Below are 26854 nucleotides of genomic sequence, written 5' to 3' on the forward strand. Positions count from 1 at the left end.
AAAAACTTAATACTAAATTAGTATTTTATTGTTTTATTAAAAATAGAGCTAAATATTTTATTCAACCTACCGACAAAAACAGCGAAATTACAACTAAATAAGGAAAGGAATATGAAAGTTAAGTCTTTAGTACTTGCTTTGGCAGGCCTATTTGCAAGTCAAGCCTATGCTCAGTCAATCGCACAGCTAGATTTTGAACGCTCATCTGAAGGAATTGAGATCAATTACGGTGATATCACTTCCATAGGGCAAAGCAATCAATATCCAATATCGGGAAATTACAGTCTACAAGTGAATGCGCAGAGCCACTTCGAGATCCAACGCACATTCGCAATAAATCAAATATTTTCTCAATCAACCCCTTTCAAAGTCAGTTATGATATCAAGCTACCTGAGCTTGCTCATGCGCAATTTGCACAAAACCTCTCTTTCTACACATCATTCATGATTGAGTTCGAAGACGGCAGCCAAATGGTCGTGTACAACTCGGACGCCCACGTAGTTCCACCACAAGCAGACAGCATACATTCTTTTGATTTCAAAACAACACTGCCAAAGGGCAAAAAAATCACCAGTGTGACGGCTCAATGGAGTACCCACTTGCTTGAGGAAATGCCTGTTATCTTTGACAATATAGAAGCATCACTCGGTGAAAATAAAGGCGAAACGAGCACAGCAATTACGCACTTAACAATCGATGGTAGCTCTGATTCAGCAATCGAAACGGAGCTTGAACGGTACTTTTCTGGCAACCCTTCCGTGGTAAATCATCACACTGACAATGGACAATATGCAATACAGGTCAATACCGATGAGTCTGGGCGCCACAAACTGAAATTCAACAAAACGAGCGGCCTTTTCATGGCTCACTCCACACATAACTACCTTGCAACCTATGTCACATTGCATAACCCTAGTAATGAGCCTCGTACAATTACATTCTCAGGCCGTACTGACTTCACCAAAGAGCTTTCGGGCGCAGCTAATACAATTGCCAACTACAACACTCTAGTATTAGCTCCGAACGAGCGTAAGCTTGTCCCGCTGATGTTAGATTTCAGCGATGACTACTACACAGCACTGATCACTTCTATCGCTTTTGATATTGAGGCAAGCGGTGTCATATTGATTGAAAATATAGACATGTATAGTGCGGCTACAGAAGTCGAAGGTGCAGCTTATCAAGTACGTAATGATTATGAGTCAGGCAATGTCGAATTTACCACGCGTTACCCTGATCAAGTCTCGATTTCTCTCAATCAAGATACTCCTCTGTACGGTGAGCAAAGCCTAAAGATGGCCATTTCTCCTTGGCGCCAAGCAAGCTATTCTTACTTTTTCCCTTGGAGCTATGATGCCTACGCGACACAAATTCATACTATGTTAGATCTCAATGTCACTGAGGCTGAATATGGTGAACCACTCCAAGTATGTACCGATGTCTACTACCGAGGTGGCGAACTTGAGTCATTTTGTGAAACTCGGACTTTAGGTAAAGGCAGCTTCCAAGTGGATGAAATATACCCACTTGATGACAGCAAGCAACTCTATCGCTTTTTAGTCCGAGTAAGGTCATTTAGTAATGCCTCCGCAACGGTCAATGTTGATAACTTCTCATTAAAATATTGGAATAGCATTAAATAATTGGCAAATATCACATCACTTACGATCACGATGTGAAAAAACAAAAAGCGGAGCCATAGGCTCCGCTTTTTACTTAGCAAATTTCAAATATTGTCGCCGGAGATCAACTTATTTTGAATGCTCCATGCCACAACTACCGACATAAATTGTGCAACTAACGCCTCTGCCAAGCGAACGTTTACCGTTAGCTGGCAAGTCAACTCTCCTGTTGCTCTATTACGTGAGCTTTATGGTTTTTAGTTTTAACTTCATTGCAAAATCCTTTTTGTCCGTAGCCTTGTAGTTGTATGCGGAAAATACAATTACCAGTTCAAAATAGCCAATATCAGGTACAAGTGCAAGTAAACTGTGGATAAATTAGGAAATTGAGAAAGAATATAAATATAATAATAAAAACCTCTTATTTCATTAACTTATAAACCAAACTCTTCTTAAAAACCTAGCCAATTACGGCGCGACAGTGACATTAGACATAATTTTGCCATGCTTTTGACAACTGCGTTTCATTTTTAGGAAATACACTGCTTTCGTTCAGCAGGAAGCACATTCGCCCAGTTACGCAAAAGGCACAATTCACAGGGAGGAACAGTAAGAAATAATAGGAATACCAATGAAACAAACAAGCTATATACTAACAGCAGCTCTGTTAAGTGGTACCGCATATCACACATACGCTGCGCCAGAAGTCCCTTACGAACAATGTCAGTCTTCGTTTAGTTATCAAACTACCCACTATCAAGGCACAACCGATAAAAACAACAGCAACAGCCAATGGTGTTATTTAAAACAAGCCGTTGATGGACAAACTTGGGGGCATGTACGCACCGAGACTATTCCAAAATTCAAAACAATTTCAGGAAAGCTGTGTCAAACACCTTCACAGTATCAAGGGGAAAAGTTTTTTGGCTGCGCAACTATCAACCAAGATACGCCTTGGTGCTATATAGATGACCAAGGTAATTGGGAAAACTGTGCAACCATCGAAAATGAACCTCTACTGACACACACCCACCCTCAGCAAAGTAAAAGACTCGACAGAGTAGCACTGGGCTCCTGCTTTAAAACTAAAGGGGATATGCCACAGGCACTGGCAAAGCTTATTTCTCACCAACCCGATTTATTTCTTTGGTTGGGCGATAATATTTACGCTGATACCACGGACATGAGCACCATGCGTCAGAAGTACGATGACAAGAAGCGTAATATTGACTACCAAAAGTTTTTAGCGGCCAAAATCCCAGTGATGGCCACTTGGGATGACCATGATTATGGCGCGAATAATGATGGTAAACACTACCCGCAACGGGTGAATAGTCAAAAAGAATATCTTCGACACTTTGATGTTCCTTCACAGGATCCAAGGCACAATGCCCAAGCCGGTATTTATGAAGCCAAGATGCTCGGTCCCAGCAATGAAAGGACCCACGTGATCACATTAGACGCTCGCTATTTTCGCTCGCCTACATTTGACAACTACGGGGCCTGTGAAGGAAATAAAACAACCATTTTAGGAGAGCAGCAATGGCAGTGGCTTGAGCAACAGCTTGATACACCCTCTGAGATCAAGCTGATCGCCAGCGGTATTCAATTTTTACCACCACTCTATCAAGGTAGAAGTAGAGACAAATACTGTGCCTATGGCGATGGTAAAAAGTTTGAGCAGGCTATTGCCGAGCTTAATGAGACAGGTATGTCTGGTACCAGCTATGAATCGTGGGCTGAAGTCCCTATGGAGCGGAATCGACTGCTTCGCCTTGTACAAAAGTCGGTTAACTCAGGTAAAACTAAAGCTGTGATATTCCTCTCCGGCGATCAACACTGGGGTGAGCTACTACAAAAAACTATTCCAGCTAGCACCGAATATGGCTCAGCAGTCACGGTCTATGAAGTAACCGCATCTGGCTTTGGTCAAAATTGGCCATACCATATTGAAAATCCATTACGCTTACCTGTTTACGCGGACACGAAGGGGAATGGACAATACAATCAGCAATGTCAATTCCCATTCACTTACGGCATTACCACTTATAGAGGCTGCACCAGCAAAGATCATGATCAACCTTGGTGTTACACTAAAGTGGATGACAATGGCAAAGGGATTGCAGGTGAGTGGGGGAATTGTGCACCAAGCGGTGCAAGCATACCTAGTGGGCAAGTAGGTATTGTCAGCAGCAATGTAAGCAATTTAACCACCAGCGATAGACACCTGATCAATAAATCAGGTAGTAATTACGGAATGGTCGATATTGACTGGCAGAATAAGCAAATCAAACTGTCAATTCAAACCACAGAAGAAGAAGCGGTGTCCACCATAATCAACTTCTAAAATGCATAAAGTAAAAGCGCCAACAGCGCGCTTTTACTTTTCAATGTCGCCTGCCTTTTAATTGCTGCGAGCAGCCAAACGGTATAAATAGATGGCTTTTAAACTCGCTATCGCCATAGCAATAAACAGCGTGGTTCCACTGCCCCAATCTAGCAGCACACCACCCAACAAAGGTGCAAATGCAAATCCCAATGAGCACAGACCAGCGGCCCCAAAATAGCTGGCTTTTAAATGCGAAGGAGCCATTCGGTCAATATAGATATTGATGTTTGAAAACATAATCGCTTCACTAAAACTCAATACCGCAACAGCACCAATCCATCCCCAAAAGCTGCTCACAGGGTTAAACGCCATCATTAACTGAGACAGAATTAAAATCCAGCCTCCGCAGTAAAGCCGAGATTGAATCGACCAATCACGCATCACATGCAACAAAGGGAACTGAAAAATAACAATGATCAGCGAGTTAGTAATGATCAGGCTAGAAATAAGTACTGCTAACTCAGGCACCTGTGCACGTGTTAAATATTGCACTAGGCTCGAATCACCTTGACCAAATACTAAGTAAATTAAAAATGTTGCTAACAATACCCATAAAAACCGCGTATCCTGGCGTAAAATACGCAGCCATGCCCCAAAGCTAGGTACTGAGTTTTGTGCGCTGTCTCGCTCAACTTTCATGGCACTAGCTTGTTTCACTATTAATGCTAAAAGCAGCACGAGATAAGCAAAAGCAGTGTAGATAAAACTAAACTGCTCGCCGTTAAGGCCTGCCCATAAACCAAATAAAGGGCCAATTGCTGCACCAACATTCACCAGAAAATAGAGTAAGTGCAGTGCCAACTCCCGGTCTTGACTGTCACTCAATTCATCACTGAGCAACGCTTTACTCGGCGCATCCCATAACGTTCGTGGCATGCAGGCAAAAAAGACCGCAATGCAAAAAGTCCACAGTTGCTCAGCCAAAGCCAGAGCTGTAAATGCTAAAATGCCAACGACTACAGCACTGTATAATAAGGTAAAACGGCCAAATCTATCTGCTAAGTTGCCTGTATAAAATCCAAGTAAAACGGCAAATACGGCAGAACCAGTCAGCAGGACTCCGACCTCTGTGGCTGTCAAAGCAAACTTGTTATACAGGATCACCGCTAAAAAGGGCCATACCATGTAGTAGCTAGCCCTGACAAAAAAGTTGCCTAGCAACATAGTCCATACAAGCGGGGTAAACCGGCTGATCTGAGAAGAGAATTGAGTGAGTTCCATCTAAATATCCTGTTTTTATTATGTATCTTTTTCAGGTCAGCCTAAAACCTCAAGCTAGGTTTAGGTCAAGATGTTTTTGTTATTTATATCAAAACCAACTCCACCTACCTCGAGCCACTCAGCTAAAGCTTCAAGCATCTACATTCGGCTTTTTACTTTATTGGTCGCTTGCGCAGTCGCAGGATCATCCGGCCAATAATGTTTTGGGTATCGCCCTTTCATTTCTTTTTGCACCTCTTTATAACTCGATTGCCAAAAATGTGCTAAATCTTGCGTCAGCTGCAAGGGTCTTTGCGCAGGAGATAGCAGTTCCATCAAGACAGGCACGTTGCCCTCACACAGCACCGGGCTTTTCAGCATGCCAAAGACTTCTTGCATTTTGACCGCGAGGCGAGCTGGTCCTGCCAATTGATATTGCACTCGGATCTGTGAACCGCTTGGAACCGCAATACGTTCAGGCAAAAGAGCATTTAAGCGCTGCTGCTTTTGCCAGTCTAGGCGTGTCAACAACGCGTTTTTTAAATCCAACTTTTTCAATTGACTAAACTGCTTTACCTCAGTTAAAAATGGTTCCAACCACTGAGATAATTCTGCTGTTAAATCCTCTTCCCTACTTGCTGGAAACTCTTCTGGGTAATACTTTGCAGCCAACTGCATACGGATCAGAAGTTGAGCACAGTCGGAGTAGCCGGTAAACATGGACAGGCCATTTTCAGTTATGATTGAACACCATGCCTGAGTTCTCGCAACCTCATCAAGGGGCGATTTACTTGGTTTTGCACTGAATATCCACTGGCCCAAATAGACTCTATCTTGATGTAAAAACTGGGCTTGCTTTTGGTCAAATTCGCACACCGTTTTTTGTGAGAATAAATAGGGCAAAATGTCAGCAAGTTCGTCAGGTTCAAAGGCTGTTGCGCTAAAAATACTTTGCCCTTGATGCCCTCCCAGCTCAGCAATGGCAAGGTAAGGAGCACTTTGCCAAAACTCACTATGTGCATTGACGCCAGCACCATTTGCCAGTACAAACCCATTGCCGCGTTTTTTTGCCAACCTATCTGGGTATGCCAATGCCACTACTACTGCTAAGTGTTCAACGGCTAAATCATCGGATTGATGAGAAATATCAGCCCGTTTACACCAATACTTTAACTGTTTAGTGAATGCCGCTGGGGCATTATGATGCATCTGACCAAGCGCTAAGCTCAGCTCTGGTGCACTCTTAACCCGACTATCTTGCAGCGCCATAAAGTAACAAGCCAATAGAGTTATGCCTGGTAACTTAGTTTCAAGTGACTTCACTTTAAGCAACATGTGTGCAAATCGCGGCTCACTACCAAGACGCTGCATTTGCTGCCCTAGCGGCTGCAGTTTTCCTTGGTTATCAAGTGCCTCTAAGCTCATTAAAAGTTGCTGTGCTTGCTTAAGCTGCGCATCGCTCGGCATATCCAACAAAGGCAACTCTGATACTTGGGTTCCCCACACTTTAGACTCTATAACCAGCCCACTGATATCTGAGCTCAAAATATCAGGCTTATCATGGGCGTCACGTCGTTCAAATAGGGCTTGGCTACCTAGCCGATATACCACTCCGGACTCAATGCGCCCAGCCCGGCCTGCGCGCTGTACCGCTGATGCACGCGAAATCGACACAGTTTTAAGCTCCGTTACCCCTGTTTTCAGGTTAAATACCGCTGCTCGACGTTTTCCAGAATCTATGACAATACGGATCCCTTCAATGGTCAGAGATGTCTCTGCCACATTTGTTGTGAGTACGATTTTTCGCCCCCCAACTGGTGCGGGGGCAATTGCCGCTTGCTGAGCAGATTTATCCTGCTCTCCAAAGAGAGTCACAATATGAATGCTCGGCTCACCTTCAAAGGCACTATGTAGTGTATTGGCTACCTGTCTGATTTCTTTTTGGCCAGGTAAAAAGACCAAAATACTGCCACTTTCTTCCTGAATTGCTTGGCGAACCACCGGGGCTATTTGCATCAACCACTGGCTTTCATCTTTTAGTGGTACATACTTATGCGTGATAGGAAAACTGCGCCCTTCAGAGCATATGATGGGACATTGCAAAAATGCCTGATAGCGCTCGCTATCAAGGGTTGCGGACATCACCAGTATCTTTAAATCGTCTCTCAGTGCAGCCTGAGTTTCCAGTGCAAATGCCAATGCGGTGTCAGCAGACAAAGAACGTTCATGAAATTCATCAAAAATGAGTAAGTCAATCCCCGTCAACTCCGGATCCTGCTGAATCATACGAGTCAACATGCCCTCAGTCACAATTTCCAATCGAGTTTGCGCCGACACTTTGACTTCTTGACGGATCCGTAAACCAATACTCTGGCCTAGCGGCTCACAAATTTGGCTTGCAAGATAGTGGGCAATATTACGCGCCGCTAATCGGCGAGGCTCTAACATCACAATACGCTGATACTGGCCTGACTTCATTAAATTTAATGGTAGCCAAGTAGACTTACCAGCCCCCGGAGGCGCTTGTAAGAGAACCGTTTCGTGATGTTCGAGTTGTTTAACTAACTTTGGAAAAACTTCTTCAATTGGGAGCACAGTGAATTCAAGCAAATATAAATACAGATGCTTGCCATTCTATCATGTTGAATGCCATTTTCTGCCAGTACTTTAAGTTTGATAACTGACAGATGCAGTCACCTGACCACTATTAATAAGACTTCTATAATCTTTGTTTAAATGCTTTATAGAGCAGTTTAGCGGATGATTAAGGCGATGAAGGCCTACCCAAGCATTTCGATGCTCTTTTTTAGCCATGTATAGTCCATTGTCTGCCAATTCTATCACTTGTTCCCAACTTAATGATTTATTTGCACCATTGGTCAAAGGGTAAGGAGCAAAACCTATCGAGCAAGTCACCTGAATAGCCTGTTCATTCACGACAAACGGGAAACACTCTACTTGTCTTCGCACTCGCTCTACAGCCTCAATTGCTTCATTGTGGGTCATATTTGGCATTACAATTAAAAACTCTTCCCCACCCCAACGGATCACCAAATCACCTTCACGCGTACACTGTTTTAAAATATCAGCCACAGTTTGTAGCACAAGGTCGCCAGCGGCATGTCCATAAGTGTCATTCACCTTTTTGAAGTGATCTATGTCCAATAAACAAAATATCATCTCTTGCTTTTCGCTTTGTGGCGAAGATTGAGGTTTTATCTGTGCGTCAATGACACTGAAAAAGTAGTGACGATTATTTAATCCAGTTAAGCTGTCTGTAAAGCTCAGTGCTTGCAGTCTTTTATTGCGCTCTGCAAGTTCCGCTGTACGCTCTGCAACCTGCTGCTTTAACGTTATTAAATAGCGTTTGTTTTGCCATCTCCAATAACCAAACCCTAAAACCAAAGCAATGAGTAAAAGCCCCAACACACCACGCTGTTGCGCCAGATGTGCATTGTCGATCTGTTGCTGGTGCTGGATCAATTGTTGCGCTTGTAACGCATTGTCTTTTTCCAACACACTTAATTGTTGTTTTTGTGCCGCGAGAGAATATTGCGCTTCTAGTTGCAGGAGTTTGTTGTTGCGCTTTTGCAAGTTAAGCGCTTGCTGAGAAAGCGCAAAACGCTTGAGATACAAATGCGCCTGCTCAAAATCCCCCAATTGCGCATAGGCACCAGCCAACACTTTTTGCAGCTTGGACTGCTCCGTTAAAAAACGCGTGCCGAAGGTTTCATTTAACGCCAGCTTGGCAGTATGTATCGCAGAGGTAAATTCACCAGCCTGCAAATAAGCAGTCGCATTCATAAGCTGATAACGTACTCTCAGGTGTAAATTTTGGCTCAATTCTGATTTGTTTATATAGTTTGAATTCATCAGCAGACGCGCCTTTGGATACGCCCCGATACTCAAGTAAGCCCAAGCCCTGGCTAGTGCGAGTTTACTCGATAGCCCTCTAAATTCTGACAGTGAATGTTTGCTTAAAGTCGCGAGTGCTTGACGGTAACTTCCTTTAAGCAAATACAGCGAACCTTGCCATAACACATATTCCCCCATTAATTTTTTTGATTGCTCTGCATCAATGCGGGTTGTGATCAACGTATAAGCACGCGAAAGTAACTGCTGCGCATACCGGAAACGTTCCAAATCCATTTCCAATTGTGCCAGAGCAAGATAGATTTGTACTTCAAGTATGGGGGAATCCAGATTTTTCGCGATGGCCAACGCATCGTTGTGGAGTACTAGACTGTGTTTGTAATCACCAAAGTGTTGTCGGATCAACCCTTCCAGCAATAGTGAGCGCGCCTGTAAATGTTTTTCCCCAAGCTGCCTAGATTGTTCTCTCAACACGCGTACTTGTGGTAACAAGTTGAGATCGTAATCTTCTTCTAGGCTATCGGTTAAATGCAGTAGCATCTTAGACAAATCTTCTCGTTGAGAGGGGGTTGCTTCGGTGTTGATATTCGCCCAAGCGCTAACACTCAGCAACCAATAACTCACGATTAAAAGCAGCTCTTTTTTCATGGCTCGACCTGACTTGAAGAGAGCATTTGTTGATTGACGTATTCCCAGTCTTTAACGAGGTGATTGATAAACCCCGATTGGTGTAAGGCTTTATCGAGCACACCCTGAGCCCGTAATATTTTTAATCCCCTGTTAAGCGCCGCAAAAATCATTTCCCCCTGAGGGTGTTTTTTACTGACAATAAAATGCCGTGAGTCCGGCAACATCATTTTAATATTCTGAATAGGAACGTATTCCCGCTCTTCAAAATTTAGCAATAGATTTTGGCTAACACTAAAATTGATCAACATCGCGTCAACCACTTCGGTTTCTACCATATTGAGCATGGTTTCCCAAGGTCCGATAAAGCTCACAATATTTATATCGGTATTATTTAGTGCCCGCCAGTCCACTCGCCACCTTGGATTTGCAACAACAGTTAGCTGTTCCAACTGCTCTTGCGGTAAGTTTTGCAATGCTACATTTCGCTTAGTAACGTATAGACCTGCTTCATATTGACCAAATTCAACCACAGCATCACTCACATAGAGTGAGCCCCTATAGTTAATAATATCTTCATGCCAAACACTGCGCGCCAAAATCAGGCTTTCACCCGAAAGCATATCTGAAAACTCCACGATATTTACAGAGGGTTTAGGGTTGAAGATCACCTCTCGTGTCTCTCCCCCTAAAAATAGCGCCTGCTGTAAAAGGACCATTTCAATAATCTCAATATGTGACCCTTTTGTCGTCGGATAAAAAGACTGCACATCCAACGGTGAGCGGCCGTTGAGAAATTCGGCATAGCGCTGACTAAAGTTTTCACTACTCATAATATCAACCACCAGTTGATTGTGAGCATACAGGCTACCAGTATAAAAAATGAGCCACAGCCATATCAACCGCTTCATGCTTACCCCGCATTCGAATCAATATAATCCAAAGTATACTAAAACCACTCTCGACATGTTAACTAAAAACCAACATAAAAATAAGCTTTTTTCACTAATAAAAAGAATAATATTCCATAACAAACCCGTAAAAACGGCTAAGTCAAAGTATTCATAGGACTTTCTGAATAATGAGATTAATTTAAGAAAAGTACACTCCAATTAAGCAAAGGTTTTGCCTAAAAGGAGTGTTTCAGGGAGTTACACAGAGCGGGTGGCAGTTGCGGGTGAAATGTTTGCAGCGCTGTATGCGGTGGGGACAACAGCTATCAAACTTGCAATACAAACACTGATACCACCATATAAAAAGTATTCCAACGGTACAGAGTCTAAGCGGAAAAGTTCCATGAGTTTGACATTTAAGAGCACGGCAAAAAGGCTGCCAAATACTACTCCGATCCCAACAACAACAAGGTTTTCAATAATATAAAACCTCATAATATGTATCTTACTCGCTCCTAGCGCCCTTCTTGTACCAATTTGACGACGTCGTTTCATCAGCGTGAAACGTGCCTGTCCAAATACCCCCAACATAGTTAACATGACTAGTCCAATTGTGACACCAATCAGTATGCTCAACGAAGACTTCATGGCTTTGTATCCTGTTTCGCGAGTATATTTGAACGTGTGAAGATCTGCTACGAACTTACCCGGCTGTTGCAACAACAGATTGCGCACATCTTCCATAGCCTGTTCAAGCTGCCCCGCTCTGGCTTTCACCAAAAATCTATTTTCACCGGAAAAGCTATATACAGGGAATACAACACTGCGTTCATTTCCTTTCCAATCAGGCCAAGTAGCAATTAACTTGTCGATAACGCCAACGATTTGGTACGGACGGCCATTCATATAAACTATTACACCTACCGCAGCTGACCAGTCTTCAGGCGACACGTGCTCAGCCATTGCTTTTGTGACGAGAATTGAGTTGGAGAGTTCACTGTAGTCTTGATTAGAAATCTTCATCTCACTATCTTCAAACCCTCGGCCCATTATTACATCCAAACTCAGAGTCTTCATAAACTCATCGGACATACTGTAAATACCCGCGTAGGCGATAAAACTATCAGGGTCTTCAGACTCATTAAATTGCAACCCTAACCCCCATCCCGCCAATGGTATTGAGTTTGTTGTCACCACACTTTCAACACTGTTTAGCGCTTTAATACCCGCCAAATCTTGTTTTAAAAGTGCTTCATATGCCTCAGACTCAACCGGTAAATTAGTGCGAAATGAAAAAAGTACATCTTCACCAAGTCCACTTGGCAAGTTTATCTCATGCAACTTAGACATGGCCATATAGGAGATATTGATCAAAATCGTAAATGCCACCGCTATTTGTACGATCAGTAATGTCGGGCCCGTTTTATTTTTCCACAGCGTTTTAAGTATGGGTGCGAAATCCTTCATCTACTGCTCCTATAAACTTTTAAGCTGACTGGATAGTTGAACACGGCTCGTCCGATATATTGGCCATAATCCAAATAGCAGCGAAGTACTGACAGCCAATGCAACAGTAGATACCATTAAAGTTATATCCATCGTCATTACATTGACATGATACTCAGGGTACATATCTGTCAAAGCTGAGAGCCCTAACTGAGTTAACAATAAACCAATCACACCACCAAAAAAGCCAATCAGTGCCGCTTCAAAGCCAAATTGCACTGTAATATTTTGCTTAGACGCCCCCACGGCCCGGCGCAGGCCAACTTCGCCACCTTTTCCATGGAATTTTGTCATCATCAAACTCATTACATTGCATAGACAGGCAAATAAAAATGCCAACGCAAAACCGATGCCTATCTTATTTTCTTCACTAACAGCGCCTTCCTCTTCAAGGTACTCAGTAACAGACATCAAACGATTAGGCTCAGGTCGCGCAAATCTGCCTACTTTTCTTTGCTCCTCAGTATAGTCTTCCATAAACTTGAAATATTCATGCTTTTTATCTTCAGATTCAAACTCAACCCAAAACCTTATCCATGCGCATTCTGACAACATGACTTCCTGCAAAGTTGAGCTTGGGCCGTCACCCCAGCAATACCATCCCATTGTTGTTGGAGAAAAAAAGTTGTTTTGAATTTGTGACTCAAGCGGGACAAAAAAAGGCAACGTCGGGCTGTACATGTCATAATAGTTGACATAAAACTTAGGCGTAGGTTGCCAGTCATCAATCACGCCAACAACTCGATACAAATGAGTACCGACAATAATATGCTCTCCAACTGAGTTTGCCCCTTGAAACAGACGATCATTTTCTCTTTTCGACAAAACAATGACTGATTGACCTTGCTGATCAGCTTCCTCACTCCAAGTACCGCCATAGATAAAGGGAGCACCAAACACACTAAAAAAATGTCGGCTTGTTGAACGTATTTGATGTAGTTGCGCATCAATAACATCCTCGTTTTCCGCTCTAACTGCCGAATTAAATGAGACAAATGGCACATGCTTATCAGCTTTATTCGCAGCCAATAAAGCCATCGCATCTTGATACGTTAAAAGAGAGGGAATATCTACCTCACCGTTTTTTCTGTAACCTATTGGCTGTGAAGGGTCCCAAGAATTTAGATGTACCATTGCTACACGCTCACTCTTATGGGGTAATGGATTTTGACCCATCATGTACCCGACGGTGATTGTTGTCATAGAAGCAGCTATGCCGATAGCGATCGTGCCTATCATCAGCAAACTCAGCAATGGCGTTTTTTTTAAGCTAAGCCAAGCTAGCTTGAAATAATACTTGCCCATTATCTGCACCTCTAAGCTGATATAGCGTGTTTTTGCTCACTCAGATTTCCATCTCGTATCTCTACGATACGGCCAGCCTGCTGAGCTTGCTCCATATCGTGGGTGACCATTAAAATGCTAGTCCCCTGCTTATTAATATCTTTGAGTAGCGCCATAATACCGTCGGCCATTTTAGAATCTAGGTTACCAGTCGGCTCATCGGCGAGTAAGAAGGAGGGACTACCCGCGAGTGCACGGGCAATAGCAACTCGCTGCTGTTGACCACCAGACAACTGTTGAGGGTAATGCGACTTTCGTCCAGCAAGACCGACCTGCTCAAGTGCGTTGAGCACACGTTCCGTTCGCTCTTTAGCGCTAAAATCTCGATATCTTAACGGCATTTCAACATTGTCGAATAAGTTGAGCTCGGGAATTAGATTAAAGCTCTGAAAAATGAAACCAATTTTTTGGTTTCGCAATGAAGATTTATGCTTGTCGGATAATCCGGTCGTGTCTTGGTTATCCAATAAGTATTGCCCTTGCGAGTGTTCCTCTAATAACCCAGCAATATTTAAAAATGTTGTTTTTCCAGAACCTGAAGGACCTACAACTGCAACAAACTCACCTTGTTGAATGTCAAGATCAAACGGCTGCAGCGCCTGCGTCTTAACCGTATCCGTGGTGAAGGACTTTGCTACTCCTCGCATTTTAAGCATGATATTTCCTTTAACTTTGTGTACTTATTATTCTACAGCATTTCACTATACTTACTGACTACAACGGGTCGTGAAAAAGAATATAGCTTGCTGTTCCTTAAGCATTTATTATATTTCATTCTCAAACTGAGTAATTAAGTACCCAAAAAGAGCACTCAAATTATTGTAGACTAAAAAAGACAAAATAAACACAAAATTAATATTATATTTACCGAAAAATAAAGTGCAGGGCAAGTTGTCATCGTAAATATAAATGCATAAAAGAGTGGCCAACAAAAGCAAATAAATAAAGTTTGCTATTGAACCAATTGCTGCACATGCGCTTGCAAAAAGATCACGCTGAACGTGTCGCTTCAGTTGGTGAAATACTCGCTGTTTTAAGCACAGGCTGAAGAACTGCCAATACGCCAGCCAAAAGTACAACAACCACACCAATGAGCAAATAATGCGCAGGTACGGGAACTAGGCCAAAATGCATTACCAGTAAGTTATTCGCGACAATGGTTAACCCTAAGCCAAACAAAATACCACACACATTAATACAGAGGTTCTCCAGCATAAAATATCTGATTATTTCATTCCGGCTAGCTCCTAACGCTCGCCTAATACCAATTTGTTTTTGTCGCTTTAGGATTGTATAGCGAGTTTGACCGAATACACCCAACATTATGATAATGGACAAACCAACAATCACTATTTTAAGCGTATTATAAGCCGCTATCTGCGGTTGATATGCCCAAGCTCTTGTTTCAGTGATCTTCATAAAGTTGTCAATATCTCTACTGGGATCAACTAAAAGCAAATCCTTCACATCTCTAATACTTTGATCAAGCAACCCCTTATGCGCACGCACAATAAAGCTCGCATCCGTCATCATAAATAGTGTGGGAACCAAGAAGTTGTTATTTTTATACCCCCAGAAACTCCAAGGGCCAACTAACTGTTCAACAATGCCTCTAACAGATTGTTCTTTGTCATTCAAATACAGTGTTTTACCTAGTGCTTGGCGCCAGTCATTTGGATAAAGGTCCTGAGCTAAAGCTTTGGTGATCACCACACCAACAGGCTGACTCAAACCAAAATCTTTCAACGCTCGCTCATCAGACAAGGTAAACCCCTCACCGGCGATCAGCTTTAACCCCATGGTTTCAATCATTTGATGGCCACCGGCATACAGGCCTGCTTTTGAATCATATTCATGTGTGCCTTGTTTTAATCTCACTTCCATACCCGCTCCACGGTGGGACAGCGGTATGGAGTTAACCGTGACAACCTCCTCGACGCTATCTAACGCTCTGATAGCATCTAGATCTCGGTATATGCTGGCTACTCGCTCTTCTGGTGAGCCATGCAGAGACATTTGAAACGAAAATAAAACATCTTCATCTAAGCCGCTCGGATTAGTAAACTCTGAATGCTTCTGTACAAGCATAAAAACCGAATTAACGAGTATTGTGAATGCAACTGCAATTTGCAATATCAACAAAAGAGGTGCTGTTTTGGCATATAACAATGATTTAAGAATTGGTTTAAGATCCTTCATTTAATTGACCTATAAGCTCTTCAATTGGCTTGATGGCTGAATTTTACAAGCTCTATATATTGGGTACAGGCCAAAAAGCGAACTCGCAATCACAGACGACAATAACGTGGTTACCATCAACTCAACGTTCATTGTCATGAGTGCCGGGTTTAAGTGACTGTATATTTCAGCTGTGATGATCAGACCCAAATTTGCCAATAACAAACCCATAACTCCGCCTAAAAGACCTATCAGAATCGTTTCACAACCAAATTGCCAAGCAATATCTTCCCTACTTGCACCAACCGCTCTTCTTAATCCAATCTCAGCCCCTTTGCCATGAAATTTTGTCATCATTAAACTCATACAGTTGAGTAAACAGGCGACTAAAAAAGCCAATGCCAGCCAAACTGCCAAACGACTATCTCCGGTCACAACTTTATTGTGTTTTATAAATTCTGGTACATTGAGCACTCGGTTCATTTGCTCACGTTGAAAACGTCCTAAAGCTCGCTGCTCCATCGCGTAATTATTCACAAAATCAAAATACGCTTCGCGCTGAGTTAAAGATTCAAGCTCTACCCAGAAGTACAGCCATACACATTCTGAAGTGAGCATAGAGCTAAATTTGTTCATCTCAAAGTCGCCCCAGCAGTACATACTAACATCACTTGCTGCAATCCATTCATTATCAATATTGGAGCGAAATGGAATGAACATATCTCTGACATCCATAAATGCATCATGGCTCTCAAGGTAAAATCGAGGCAGTACCACCCAATCATCCAATACGCCAACTACACGATATAAAAGCCCACCAATTAAGACTTCTTCTCCAACTGAATTTAGACCGTTAAAGAGTTTCATATTGCGCTTTTTTGACAATACAACTACCCGTTCACCTTGTTCGTCATCGGACTCTGTCCATCCAGAGCCATATAAAAACGGTACTTCAAACATATCAAAAAATTCATATGTGGTTGCCCGCAACAAGGTTGATAGCGCTTCGCCCGGTGGCTGACTTGGGGAACGACTCATTGTTTTATGGCTACCAATAATTGTTTGGCGCTTGCCTTTTTTTTCGTTGTATAAGTTCATTGCATCTTGATAAGTAACAAAAATGGGAATTTCTTCTTTTCCATCCTCCATTCTGTACATGCGCGACGGATCCCATGAGCTTAAATGAACAGTAAATAACCGCTCACTTTTACTGGGGATTGGATCTTTTGTCATCATGTAGCTAACAGTGTATGTGACCATGGTCGCAGCAATGCCTATTGAAATAGTCGCTATCATTAAGAAACTTAACAGAGGTGTTCTTTTGAGACTAAATACCGCCATGCGTATATAGTAGTACAGCATGTTATCTCCTGTTCAGCGGTGGGTGTAGCACTAACATAATTTTTATAATTCTATTGCTCAGACACGCATACTTAAGCTCAAACCCTTTTAAAAATACTCACATCGAGCAAATAGCTAACCAAGGGGGGAAAGGCACTATAGATTCCAACTTACTAGCGACAAGTTGCTTAGTATATTTATCCACAATGATAACTGGCTCGCTGCCTAAAGCCTTTCAGACATAAGTGAGTTATATAGAGTATCCCAAGTATTTGATTATTATTGGTAAATGATATTCTAAACACAATTACGCCTAAAATTCCTTCGTGTGTACCTAAGCTTTCCATCGCCCATATGTAATGCAGTTAAGCACTCGTCGAACTGAACCGTAAACATTTGAGGTTTATTTAGGGGTAATTTTTTTCTTCGCTGGTTAGGCTAACAAAAACCAAATAGATACACAATAAAAACCCAGAAACAACAAAGTTAACAGCTTCGTTATAAAAGAAGAAAAATTATATAGGAAAATGTTGCTCTACGGGGCGTATATAGGGGCGATTTTCAATTCAAGATTGCCCTAGCAATCAATATTTAGAATGTGGCTATTTAGCCAAGTATTTAATTAACCCCATCTTGCAGCATAGTGTTCGATACAACGCTCTTTTAAAACACCGTCGCGGATCTCAATAGCTCGTTTGGCTTGTTGCGCCAACTTTAAACTGTGAGTGACCATTAAAATCGTGGTACCACACTGGTTAAGGGACGATAAAATAGCCATAATATCTGCGGCATTTTTCGAGTCTAAATTGCCAGTCGGCTCATCAGCTAATATGAGTGAGGGTTTACCAACTAATGCACGCGCAATGGCTACCCTTTGCTGTTGGCCACCAGACAACTGGTTTGGTTTACAGTTAATTCTGTCACACAGTCCAACTTGCTCTAGTAATGACATCACGCTGGCACGGCGCTGCTTGGCAGGCACCCTGCTGTAGCGCAAAGGGATCTCCACATTATCATAGACATTTAGTTCGGGAAGCAGATGGAAGCCCTGAAAAACAAACCCAATATCAGAGCTTCGTAATCGAGATTTTTGTTTATCGCTGAGTGTCTTTACGTCTTTATCTAAAAAAGTATATTCGCCAGAGCTGGGAGACTCTAATAAACCAGCAATATTTAAAAAGGTCGTTTTTCCCGAACCAGACGGGCCGACCAACGCAATAAAATCCCCCGATGAAACTTGCAAATTAAAAGGTTGTAATGCTTGAGTAACCACGGTGTTTTCTTCGTAATTTTTAGTAACACTGGAAAAATTAAGCATATACACTCACTACTTTACCACTAAATTTATACTATTCATTACGATGAAAAACCAACACCCATCAGCAATATAATGAGAGAGGCTGCAAAAAGTACAGCCTGAAAGGCAATGAATACGCAACTGCATAGCTAAAAATATAACACGGCAAAAGCTGTATGCAACCCGCTAAATTCATTAAAAAAATACTAAGAATACAGCAAAAATGACTTGTTAGAGCAGTTGCCCCCTAACAAGCCCACTGGATAGGTTTAAGTATCGTAACCAAGATTAGGAGACAACCAACGCTCAGCCTCTTCTATGGTCATATCACTACGGCGGGCGTAGTCTTCAACTTGATCTTTTTGGATGGTAGCAACTGCAAAATACTTAGAGTCAGGATGTGAGAAGTACCAGCCAGAAACAGCTGCACCTGGCCACATTGCATAAGAGCTCGTTAGCTTCATACCGATGCGGTTTTCAACATCTAACAACGACCAGATTTTTTTCTTCTCCGTGTGCTCAGGACATGCTGGGTAGCCCGGTGCGGGTCTAATACCTTGGTAGTTTTCGCGAATAAGCTCTTCATTAGTTAATGACTCATCAGCAGCAAAACCCCAGTACTCCTTGCGAACCTGTTCGTGTAAGTACTCAGCAAAGGCTTCAGCTAGCCTATCTGCCACCGCCTTGACCATGATCTTATTGTAATCATCTTGCTGCGCATCAAATGCATCCGCCAGATCATCCTCTTCAAGACCACCTGTGACTGCAAATGCGCCAAAATAATCGTCAATGCCCTTTGGTGCAACGTAATCAGCTAAACAGTAATTTGGAAAATCTGTTTTTTCCGTTTGTTGACGTAATTGACACGACTTACCAATCACCTCTGTTCGAGATTCATCGGCGTAAATTTCGATATCATCGTCTACTCGATTGGCTGGGAATAAACCAATTACGCCTAGCGGTTGCAACTTACCCGTTTGCTCTAATTCATCGAGCATCGCATTGGCATCAGCAAATAGCTTTTTAGCTTCTTCACCAACTATTTCATCCTCTAAAATACGCGGGTATTTGCCTGCCAAAGACCATGTCATGAAATAGGGAGTCCAATCTATATATTGACGTAAAGTGGCGATGCTAACGTTTTTAAACTCAGTCACCCCCAACTTTTTAGGTTTAGGCGGTGTGTAATTATCCCAGTCTAACTTAGTGGCATTGTCCCGAGCACGGGCTAAAGTCACAGGCTTGGAACGCGGTTTTTTTCGCGCTTGTTGTTCGCGAACTTTCACGTATTCATTGGCTGTTTTTTCTAAAAATACTGGCTTTTGCGTGTCACTTAGCAAACTAGAAACAACGCCAACTGCACGACTGGCATTGTTTACATAAATAACGCCTTTGTCGTACTGAGGTTCAATTTTTACCGCAGTGTGGGCTTTAGATGTGGTCGCCCCACCAATTAATAACGGAATATCAAAGCCTCGACGTGTCATTTCTTTTGCCACGTGTACCATTTCATCCAGTGAAGGGGTAATAAGACCAGACAGGCCAATAGCGTCTGCTTTTTCATCGATGGCCGTTTGCAGGATTTTTTCAGCAGGCACCATCACACCTAAATCAACTACTTCATAGTTGTTACACTGCAACACAACACCCACGATGTTCTTACCAATATCGTGTACATCGCCTTTCACAGTGGCCATGACTATTTTTCCGTTGCTCGCGCCTTCTTCCTTCTCAGCTTCGATAAATGGGTCGAGGTAAGCCACCGCGCGCTTCATTACACGGGCTGACTTGACTACCTGAGGCAAGAACATTTTACCAGCACCGAACAAATCACCGACCACATTCATGCCATCCATGAGTGGTCCTTCGATTACCTGAATAGGTTTGTCGAAGCTGAGACGGCACTCTTCGGTATCTTCATCGATATACTCAGTGATCCCCTTAACAAGGGCATGCTCTAACCTTTTTGCAACCGGCCATGTACGCCACTCTAAGTCCTCTTTTTTCTCAGCTTGCGCCATACCTGAGTACTTAGGTGCAATATCAACTAAGCGTTCGCCCGCACCGGGATCAGTGTTGAGGATCACATCCTCAACAGCATTTCTCAATTCAAGTGGAATATCGTCATACACCGCCAACTGGCTTGCGTTTACGATCCCCATATCCATACCCGCTTTTATGGCATGATATAAAAATACTGAGTGGATCGCTTCACGAACTGGGTTGTTGCCTCGAAACGAGAACGACACGTTAGACACACCGCCTGATACCTTACAGTGGGGTAGATTTTGCTTTATGCGGCGCGTGCCTTCAATAAATTCAACGGCATAGTTATCATGTTCTTCAATACCGGTGGCGACGGCAAAGATATTCGGATCAAATATGATGTCTTCTGGTGGAAACCCCAGCTCATCCACAAGAATTTTGTACGAGCGCTGACAAATCTCAAACTTACGATCTGCCGTTTCAGCTTGACCGACTTCGTCAAACGCCATAACAACAACAGCTGCACCAAAACGTTTTAATATCTTGGCTTGGCGCACAAACGGCTCTCTGCCCTCTTTTAGCGAGATAGAGTTAACAATGGCCTTGCCCTGGATACATTTCAGACCCGCAACGATGACATCCCATTTAGAGGAGTCAACCATGATAGGCACTTTTGAAATTTCAGGTTCAGAAGCAATAAGGTTCAAAAACTTCACCATCGCCATTTTTGAATCCAACATGGCTTCATCCATGTTGATATCAATCACCTGCGCGCCCCCCTCCACTTGCTCTCTCGCAACTTCTAGGGCCGTTTCGTAATCTTCTTCTAAAATGAGACGTTTAAAGCGTGCTGAACCTGTGACATTGGTTCTTTCACCCACATTGGTAAATACAGCGGTAGATTGCGTCATAATGATACTTCCTAATTCAGATTACAGGCTTCAAGACCTGACAAACGCATGCGAACTTCAAGCTCAGGAAGCTTACGCGGTGACACAGGGCTCAACCCTTCAGCAAAGGCCTTAATATGCTCCGGTGTCGTCCCGCAGCACCCACCAACAATGTTAATAAAGCCTTCATTGCCCCAATCAACAATCTCTTTACTCATCTCGTCAGCTTCTAAGTCGTACTCACCAAATTCGTTCGGTAATCCAGCATTAGGGTGCACGGAAGTGAATGTTTCACATACCCGAGATAACTCTTCCACATATGGGCGCAATAGATCTGGGCCTAACGCACAGTTAAGCCCAATAGAGATAGGCTTAATATGTCGAATTGAATTGTAGAATGCTTCTGTCGTTTGCCCTGATAGAGTTCGACCTGAGGCATCTGTAATCGTACCCGAAATCATTACTGGCAACCTAACCCCAGCTTGCTCAAAAGCCTCTTCAACTCCGTAAGCCGCCGCTTTAGCATTAAGGGTATCAAATATTGTTTCAATCAAAATAAGGTGCGCTCCCCCCTCGATTAAGGCAAGGGTAGACTCAATGTATGCTTCCACCAGCGCATCAAAAGTCACGTTGCGATAGCCTGGATCATTCACATCGGGGGAAATAGAGCAGGTTTTTGATGTTGGTCCCAAAACACCGCCAACATAGCGAGGCTTGCTCGGATCTTTGGCGGTAAATTCATCACAGACTTCACGTGCCAATTTGGCCGACTCAAAATTAATCTCTCGGCTTAAACTCGCCATGTCATAATCTTCCATTGAAATGGTAGTCGAGTTAAAGGTATTGGTTTCGATAATGTCAGCACCCGCTTCAAGGTACTCTCGGTGAATTTGCTTAATCACATCAGGCTGAGTCAAACTTAACAAGTCATTGTTGCCTTTGATCAATACATGCCAGTCTTTAAAGCGCTCTCCACGGTAATCTTCTTCCTCAAACTTATGTTTTTGGATCATGGTTCCCATAGCACCGTCTAAAATAACGATGCGCTCTTGCATCGTCTTTTTCAGCGCTTCAGATACGGCTTGGCCATCGACAGGCTCAAATGGCACACTGTTATTCGGCATAATTGTTAGTCCTTACGTCTTGGCTAACGAGATTAATATCGTACGGAGTTGTTTGGTAAACATAATAGTTTAACCAATTTGAAAATAATAAAAAGGCGTGACTTTGCCAGGTTTTTGATGGCTTAACTCCCGAGTCATTGTTTGGGAAGTAGTTGTCTGGCATAGGGGCATCTGGTCCATTTTGCAGATCTCGCAAGTACTCTTTTTGCAATGTATCCGCATCATACTCTGGATGTCCCGTAATATACACTTGGCTCCCTGTATTATTCTTAAGTAGATAGGCCCCGACTTGTTCTGAACCGGCCAATACCACTAAATCTTCTTTGCGATTGATTTTCTCAACATCAATATGACCATATCGGGAATGGGGCACTAAAAACTCATCGTCAAACCCACGTGTTAGTGCGCCGTGATCAAAATAAACTCGGTGTTTAAATACGCCACAAAGTTTTTGCTCTTTTAATTCTCGTTTCAATCCATGATGGTGATATAAGCCTGCATGAGCGGCCCAACAGGAAAATAGAGTTGAAGTGACATGATGTTCGGCCCAGTCAAAGAATGCTTGTAGCTCTTGCCAATAGATCACATCTGAATACTCTAAATGCGCCAAAGGTGCACCTGTGACAATCAAAGCATCGTAGTTTTCGTCTTTAACTTCTGAGAAGTAACGATAAAACATATTCAAATGTTGTTCTGAGTTTTCTGAACTGCGATGTGTGTCCAACCTGAGCAAATCCACATTTACTTGCAACGGCGTATTTGCCAATAAACGAATAAACTGAACCTCTGTCTCTACCTTATTGGGCATTAAGTTCAAGATTGCCAACCGCATAGGACGGATCTCTTGAGACATCGCGCGACTTTTCGGCATCACAAATACATTTTCGTGACGCAACCTCGCAATGGCGGGTAATTCGTCTTTAACAGTGATCGGCATGAGATCCTCCCCAGAATAGACAAAACTAACTGTAATATATTGGCTGACATTATGAACGAACGCCATAAAATTTCAACTTCTAGATGTTCAGACGTCTAAATTAAAGAATTCCTGAATATGCCATTGGCAAAAACGAGCAGGTAAGTCTCTATTTCTCGAAACCGTCTCAATACCGTCAAAAATGAGAAAGGGAAAATTGAATACAAAATAAGGCCTGAAACTCAGTGAGTTGAGTAAATTTAATTCTCAAAAATGTGAAATTTTAATTTGGCGGGAGTGTGAGGATACAGGTTGAAAGGATAAAGGGTGAAAGGATAAAGGGTGAAAGGATAAAGGGTGAAAGGATAAAGGGTGAAAGGATAAAGGGTGAAAGGATAAAGGGTGAAAGGATAAAGGGTGAAAGGATAAAGGGTGCCAGAACAAATAGCACCCTGTCATGCAAGTAGATGATTAACCGAAATAACCGTACCCTAATACGACACTTACTATCAGCCCTGCTGAAGCAAAAATCCCATATTCAATACTCACTTTTAGACGTTGCTCTCCGACAAACAGCTTTGACTCAGTCATAGCCATGATCAAACAAGATATAAACATACAAAAGCTCAAAAGAATTAAATTAATTTGAATCGCATCGAGGATCATTATGTTCTCCAACAAGTGGCCACAGGCCGATTTAAGCACACGACTATTTCAACACAACAGAGTGTAACAAAATAAGCTCTAAACTTTCAATAAAAACTGAAAGTTTAGAACTTATTTTGAAGCTGGAGAGCGCCAGAGAGAAGCACTATCACCGTAACTATTAAGCTCAATTACATTGCATAAATTCACAAAATAATTACAGTACAGCCAGATTAGACGACTAAATAACAAAGATGATTGTGGGTATAGGAGAAATCGCTGCATTTTGTGCAGCCGCAGTATGGGCATTTTCAACCCTATTATATAAACGTTTTAGCCATCATTTAAATCCCCTAGAGCTCAATGTCGCTAAAGGGGTAATAGCCTCTGCATTGATGGGCGTCATATTACTTTTAACTTGGGACAGCCAATTGCCTACTAGTCATATAAGCTGGGGGTGGTTAATTGCCAGCGGCATTGTCGGCATTGCAATTGGAGACAGTGCCTACTTCGCAGCCCTGCGCAATATTGGTCCAGCCCGAACATTGGTGATCGAATCACTCGCGCCAGCCATTGCTGGATTGCTGAATATCGCGCTGTTAGGCGTATATCTATCTGCCACTGCTTGGCTCGGTATTTTGGTTACTACTTTAGGCGTCGTTATTGCGGTCAAGCCCAGTCAAAAGCTGCCAAAACTAGATAAAGACATTTACCGTAAGGGCGTATTATTTGCGCTGGGAGCCGCAACATGCCAAGCCGCCGGCATGGTCCTTTCAAAAGGTGCACTAAATAATGGTGACATCAGCAGCTTGTGGGCAGCCATGATACGCCTTGCTGCGGGCACGCTCGTGGTGGCAATGATAGTTGCAGTAATAAAACACAGCAGCTTAACACGCGCCATTACACTCAAAGGAATTGAGGGCAAAGCTTGGTTGTTTGCAGCGGTTTTCTTTGGCACCTTTATCGGTTTATGGCTACAACTTGTCTCTGTCAATAATACCGACCCTGCGGTAGCACAAACCATTTTTTCTGCCGCGCCGTTAATGGTTATGACGATGAGTTTGATAAGAAGAGAGCATGTGACACGCGCTATGATATTGGGTGGGATAACAGCTTTGGTGGGGATAGTTTTACTATTAAAAGGGTGACTATATAGTTGGAAAGAGGCCATCTCAGCCTGTTTATGCATAGAGCAATGCACGTGAGCAAACAGGTGAGACGACCTTGGAGGTAGGAGGTTTGGAAGGAAAAGCACCGCATGATCAGCAGTGCGGTATGAAATATTTAATATTTATGAGGTGAAAAATAATTATTCGGACAGCGTTTCGCAGCTTAAGTAAGACAAGAAACCATGGCCATTAATTACGTGTCGCACTTCTTTAACAAACCAACGCTTATCTAATGCGCTTTGAGTCCCTTGCACTTCAACAACAGCGCCCGCCATGATGTCTGGATTACCATAAACCACCATATCAGCACTGACATGTGCCCGTGTAAGTTGCGCCAATTTGCTGTCTGCAGCATGCTGCGCACTTGCCTCATCGGCATACGTATACGGTAACGTTAAACTCGGCGCACCACCACCTGCGGAGACTGTTTGCAACTGTGCAATACCTAGGTCGTGAAACTTAGCCACGACCTCTTTAGTCAATCGATAGTGCAAGGTATTGAACTTCCAATCAATGATCCACTTTGGTTCAAGTGTGACCTGTGGTAAAGGCTGGCCAGATAAAGAACGACCAGTGCCTTTTTTCATGAAAATAAGGTTGTCATTGATAATTTTCATTACTGCATCATGCTGCTGAGCAAGCTTGCTCATCAGCTGCATATCACTTTCACTTTGCTCGATTTGCGGTAATGTAATGCTATCTAACGCAGGGGCAATCCGAGGGGTCAACCCATATTCCTGGGCAATATCGGAAATCACACTGCCAAGTGTGAGTGGACTTTCAGGATCACTGGGCCAAGATCTGAGTTTGGCGGCTTTTAAGTTTTGATCCCATAGGACCTTATTCCCAACCAATTCAAGCGCCCTCACCGGCCCTGTGATCTGATATTCACCAACTTGAAACTCACCCATCACGACACTGGGCGCTTTGCTATCTTCCGTTCCCTGCTTATAACCCATTGCTATCTCCAACTTATCCGTTGGTTGCGGCAATGTGATCGGCGCTTTTTCTAAGTTGTCAAATTTAACAACGCACATGTCGCTTAACAAACCAGTGCGTAAGGTCACGCTAACTTCAGCGATTCTGTCTCGTAGCTGTTCAGCGACTTCATTTCCATTGGCTTTCACTGAATATTGCGGCTGTAATTCCATGGCCTTCTACTCCCAGATATTAATCTCTCGCTGCACTTTTGGCTTAGGTACATCAGGTAACACTATTTTGATGTTTTCCGGATAAATCGGTCCCAAGTCAGCTAGGCCATAGTTTGCTTCAAGCACACGCTCTACCAAGCCCGCACTGCGTCCATAATGTCGAAAACAGATGAGATCGAGACAATCTCCATCTCGGGTTATGTAGCTCACAGCACTCATCATGATGCTCCTTCATTGCCATCGTAACGAGACAATCGCATACTAAATTGAATTTCTCTTGGAATACCATCATTCAAAAACAAGGTACGGGTTTCATTAATGGATTTAATAACCCATTTGCCAAGAACTCGGCCTACACTTGGGCTAGACTTGCCGCTTTCTTCAACGTAAGTCAAAGTTAAAGGCACACCTTGAGTCGCTTCATCACGCATAAAATCAAGTTGCTTTAAACCATTTTCAACCAATTGTGGGAAAATTGTTCCCTCCAACTCTAAGGTTTGTTCACCAACACCAATAAACTGCTTAACTGGACTATTTTTGTCGGTTTGTGATTCAAGATCTTTCCAGCGATATTCAGTATTAAACTGCAGTTTTTGAAATGCCGCTGTACTGACAGAAAACTTGTACTCACCCAGCTGCATCATGTAGTTGGCATGATTGATCTTTGCCATCGAAAGTCCTCTTAAAAAAGCTTAAGGGGAT

The 26854-nt window shown here is 42.9% G+C and carries 20 protein-coding genes; 3 read left to right on the plus strand and 17 right to left on the minus strand.

Annotation, left to right across the window (positions count from 1 at the left end):
- Positions 1-111 precede the first annotated feature (111 nt).
- Both J8M00_RS07840 and J8M00_RS07845 read left to right on the plus strand, forming a co-directional pair.
- Positions 112-1644, plus strand: coding sequence for a hypothetical protein (locus J8M00_RS07840; protein WP_211009737.1), 1533 nt, complete (start codon positions 112-114; stop codon positions 1642-1644).
- Positions 1645-2254: 610 nt separating this feature from the next.
- Positions 2255-3970: an alkaline phosphatase D family protein gene (locus J8M00_RS07845; protein WP_211009738.1), complete on the plus strand. Its 1716-nt coding sequence runs from the start codon at positions 2255-2257 to the stop codon at positions 3968-3970.
- Between the two features lie 57 nt (positions 3971-4027).
- Here the strand turns inward: J8M00_RS07845 and J8M00_RS07850 are convergent, their stop codons facing one another.
- The 14 genes from J8M00_RS07850 to J8M00_RS07915 form a co-directional block, all read right to left on the minus strand.
- Positions 4028-5233 (minus strand): MFS transporter, encoded by a 1206-nt coding sequence (locus J8M00_RS07850; RefSeq protein ID WP_211009739.1) that lies wholly within the window; start codon positions 5231-5233, stop codon positions 4028-4030.
- A gap of 138 nt (positions 5234-5371) precedes the next feature.
- Entirely contained in the window at positions 5372-7807 is a 2436-nt protein-coding gene (hrpB, locus tag J8M00_RS07855; protein ID WP_211009740.1) for an ATP-dependent helicase HrpB, read from the minus strand.
- Positions 7808-7879: 72 nt separating this feature from the next.
- Positions 7880-9733 (minus strand): tetratricopeptide repeat-containing diguanylate cyclase, encoded by a 1854-nt coding sequence (locus J8M00_RS07860; protein WP_211009741.1) that lies wholly within the window; start codon positions 9731-9733, stop codon positions 7880-7882.
- Positions 9730-10623, minus strand: coding sequence for a hypothetical protein (locus J8M00_RS07865; RefSeq protein WP_211009742.1), 894 nt, complete (start codon positions 10621-10623; stop codon positions 9730-9732). The genes J8M00_RS07860 and J8M00_RS07865 overlap by 4 nt, the downstream gene beginning before the upstream one ends.
- A 240-nt stretch (positions 10624-10863) precedes the next feature.
- On the minus strand, positions 10864-12072 hold the full coding sequence (locus J8M00_RS07870) for an ABC transporter permease (protein ID WP_211009743.1): 1209 nt from the start codon (positions 12070-12072) through the stop codon (positions 10864-10866).
- Between the two features lie 9 nt (positions 12073-12081).
- Entirely contained in the window at positions 12082-13416 is a 1335-nt protein-coding gene (locus J8M00_RS07875; protein WP_211009744.1) for an ABC transporter permease, read from the minus strand.
- A gap of 11 nt (positions 13417-13427) precedes the next feature.
- Complete coding sequence (locus tag J8M00_RS07880; protein WP_023397052.1) at positions 13428-14111, minus strand: ABC transporter ATP-binding protein; 684 nt, start codon at positions 14109-14111, stop codon at positions 13428-13430.
- Between the two features lie 334 nt (positions 14112-14445).
- Positions 14446-15654 carry an ABC transporter permease gene (locus J8M00_RS07885; protein ID WP_211009745.1) on the minus strand — a complete coding sequence of 403 codons (1209 nt, stop codon included), beginning with the start codon at positions 15652-15654 and terminating at the stop codon, positions 14446-14448.
- 9 nt (positions 15655-15663) lie between these two features.
- Positions 15664-16995, minus strand: coding sequence for an ABC transporter permease (locus tag J8M00_RS07890; RefSeq protein ID WP_211009746.1), 1332 nt, complete (start codon positions 16993-16995; stop codon positions 15664-15666).
- A gap of 601 nt (positions 16996-17596) precedes the next feature.
- On the minus strand, positions 17597-18292 hold the full coding sequence (locus tag J8M00_RS07895) for an ABC transporter ATP-binding protein (RefSeq protein ID WP_211009747.1): 696 nt from the start codon (positions 18290-18292) through the stop codon (positions 17597-17599).
- A gap of 248 nt (positions 18293-18540) precedes the next feature.
- Positions 18541-21168, minus strand: a complete 2628-nt coding sequence (gene metH / locus J8M00_RS07900) for a methionine synthase (RefSeq protein ID WP_211009748.1) — start codon at positions 21166-21168, stop codon at positions 18541-18543.
- Positions 21169-21179: 11 nt separating this feature from the next.
- A complete protein-coding gene (locus J8M00_RS07905; RefSeq protein WP_417714792.1) occupies positions 21180-22202 on the minus strand; it encodes a homocysteine S-methyltransferase family protein in 1023 nt (340 codons plus the stop codon).
- A 58-nt stretch (positions 22203-22260) separates the two neighbouring features.
- Positions 22261-23208 carry a homoserine O-succinyltransferase gene (locus J8M00_RS07910; RefSeq protein ID WP_211009750.1) on the minus strand — a complete coding sequence of 316 codons (948 nt, stop codon included), beginning with the start codon at positions 23206-23208 and terminating at the stop codon, positions 22261-22263.
- Positions 23209-23658: 450 nt separating this feature from the next.
- Positions 23659-23853 carry a hypothetical protein gene (locus tag J8M00_RS07915; RefSeq protein ID WP_023397059.1) on the minus strand — a complete coding sequence of 65 codons (195 nt, stop codon included), beginning with the start codon at positions 23851-23853 and terminating at the stop codon, positions 23659-23661.
- A 233-nt stretch (positions 23854-24086) separates the two neighbouring features.
- On the opposite strand from J8M00_RS07915, the gene J8M00_RS07920 reads away from it, so the two are divergent.
- Entirely contained in the window at positions 24087-24980 is an 894-nt protein-coding gene (locus J8M00_RS07920) for a DMT family transporter (protein WP_247687282.1), read from the plus strand.
- 161 nt (positions 24981-25141) lie between these two features.
- On the opposite strand, the gene J8M00_RS07925 is transcribed toward J8M00_RS07920, so the two are convergent.
- From J8M00_RS07925 to J8M00_RS07935, 3 genes are read right to left on the minus strand one after another with little or no spacing between them, the layout of a single operon-like run.
- Positions 25142-26152 carry a phage late control D family protein gene (locus tag J8M00_RS07925; protein WP_211009751.1) on the minus strand — a complete coding sequence of 337 codons (1011 nt, stop codon included), beginning with the start codon at positions 26150-26152 and terminating at the stop codon, positions 25142-25144.
- A 6-nt stretch (positions 26153-26158) separates the two neighbouring features.
- Entirely contained in the window at positions 26159-26374 is a 216-nt protein-coding gene (locus J8M00_RS07930; RefSeq protein WP_211009752.1) for a tail protein X, read from the minus strand.
- A complete protein-coding gene (locus J8M00_RS07935) occupies positions 26371-26823 on the minus strand; it encodes a phage tail protein (RefSeq protein WP_211009753.1) in 453 nt (150 codons plus the stop codon). Before J8M00_RS07935 ends, J8M00_RS07930 begins: the two co-directional genes overlap by 4 nt.
- Positions 26824-26854 lie beyond the last annotated feature (31 nt).

It is taken from the genome of Pseudoalteromonas luteoviolacea (assembly GCF_018100925.1).
GTDB classification, from domain to species: Bacteria; Pseudomonadota; Gammaproteobacteria; order Enterobacterales; family Alteromonadaceae; genus Pseudoalteromonas; species Pseudoalteromonas obscura.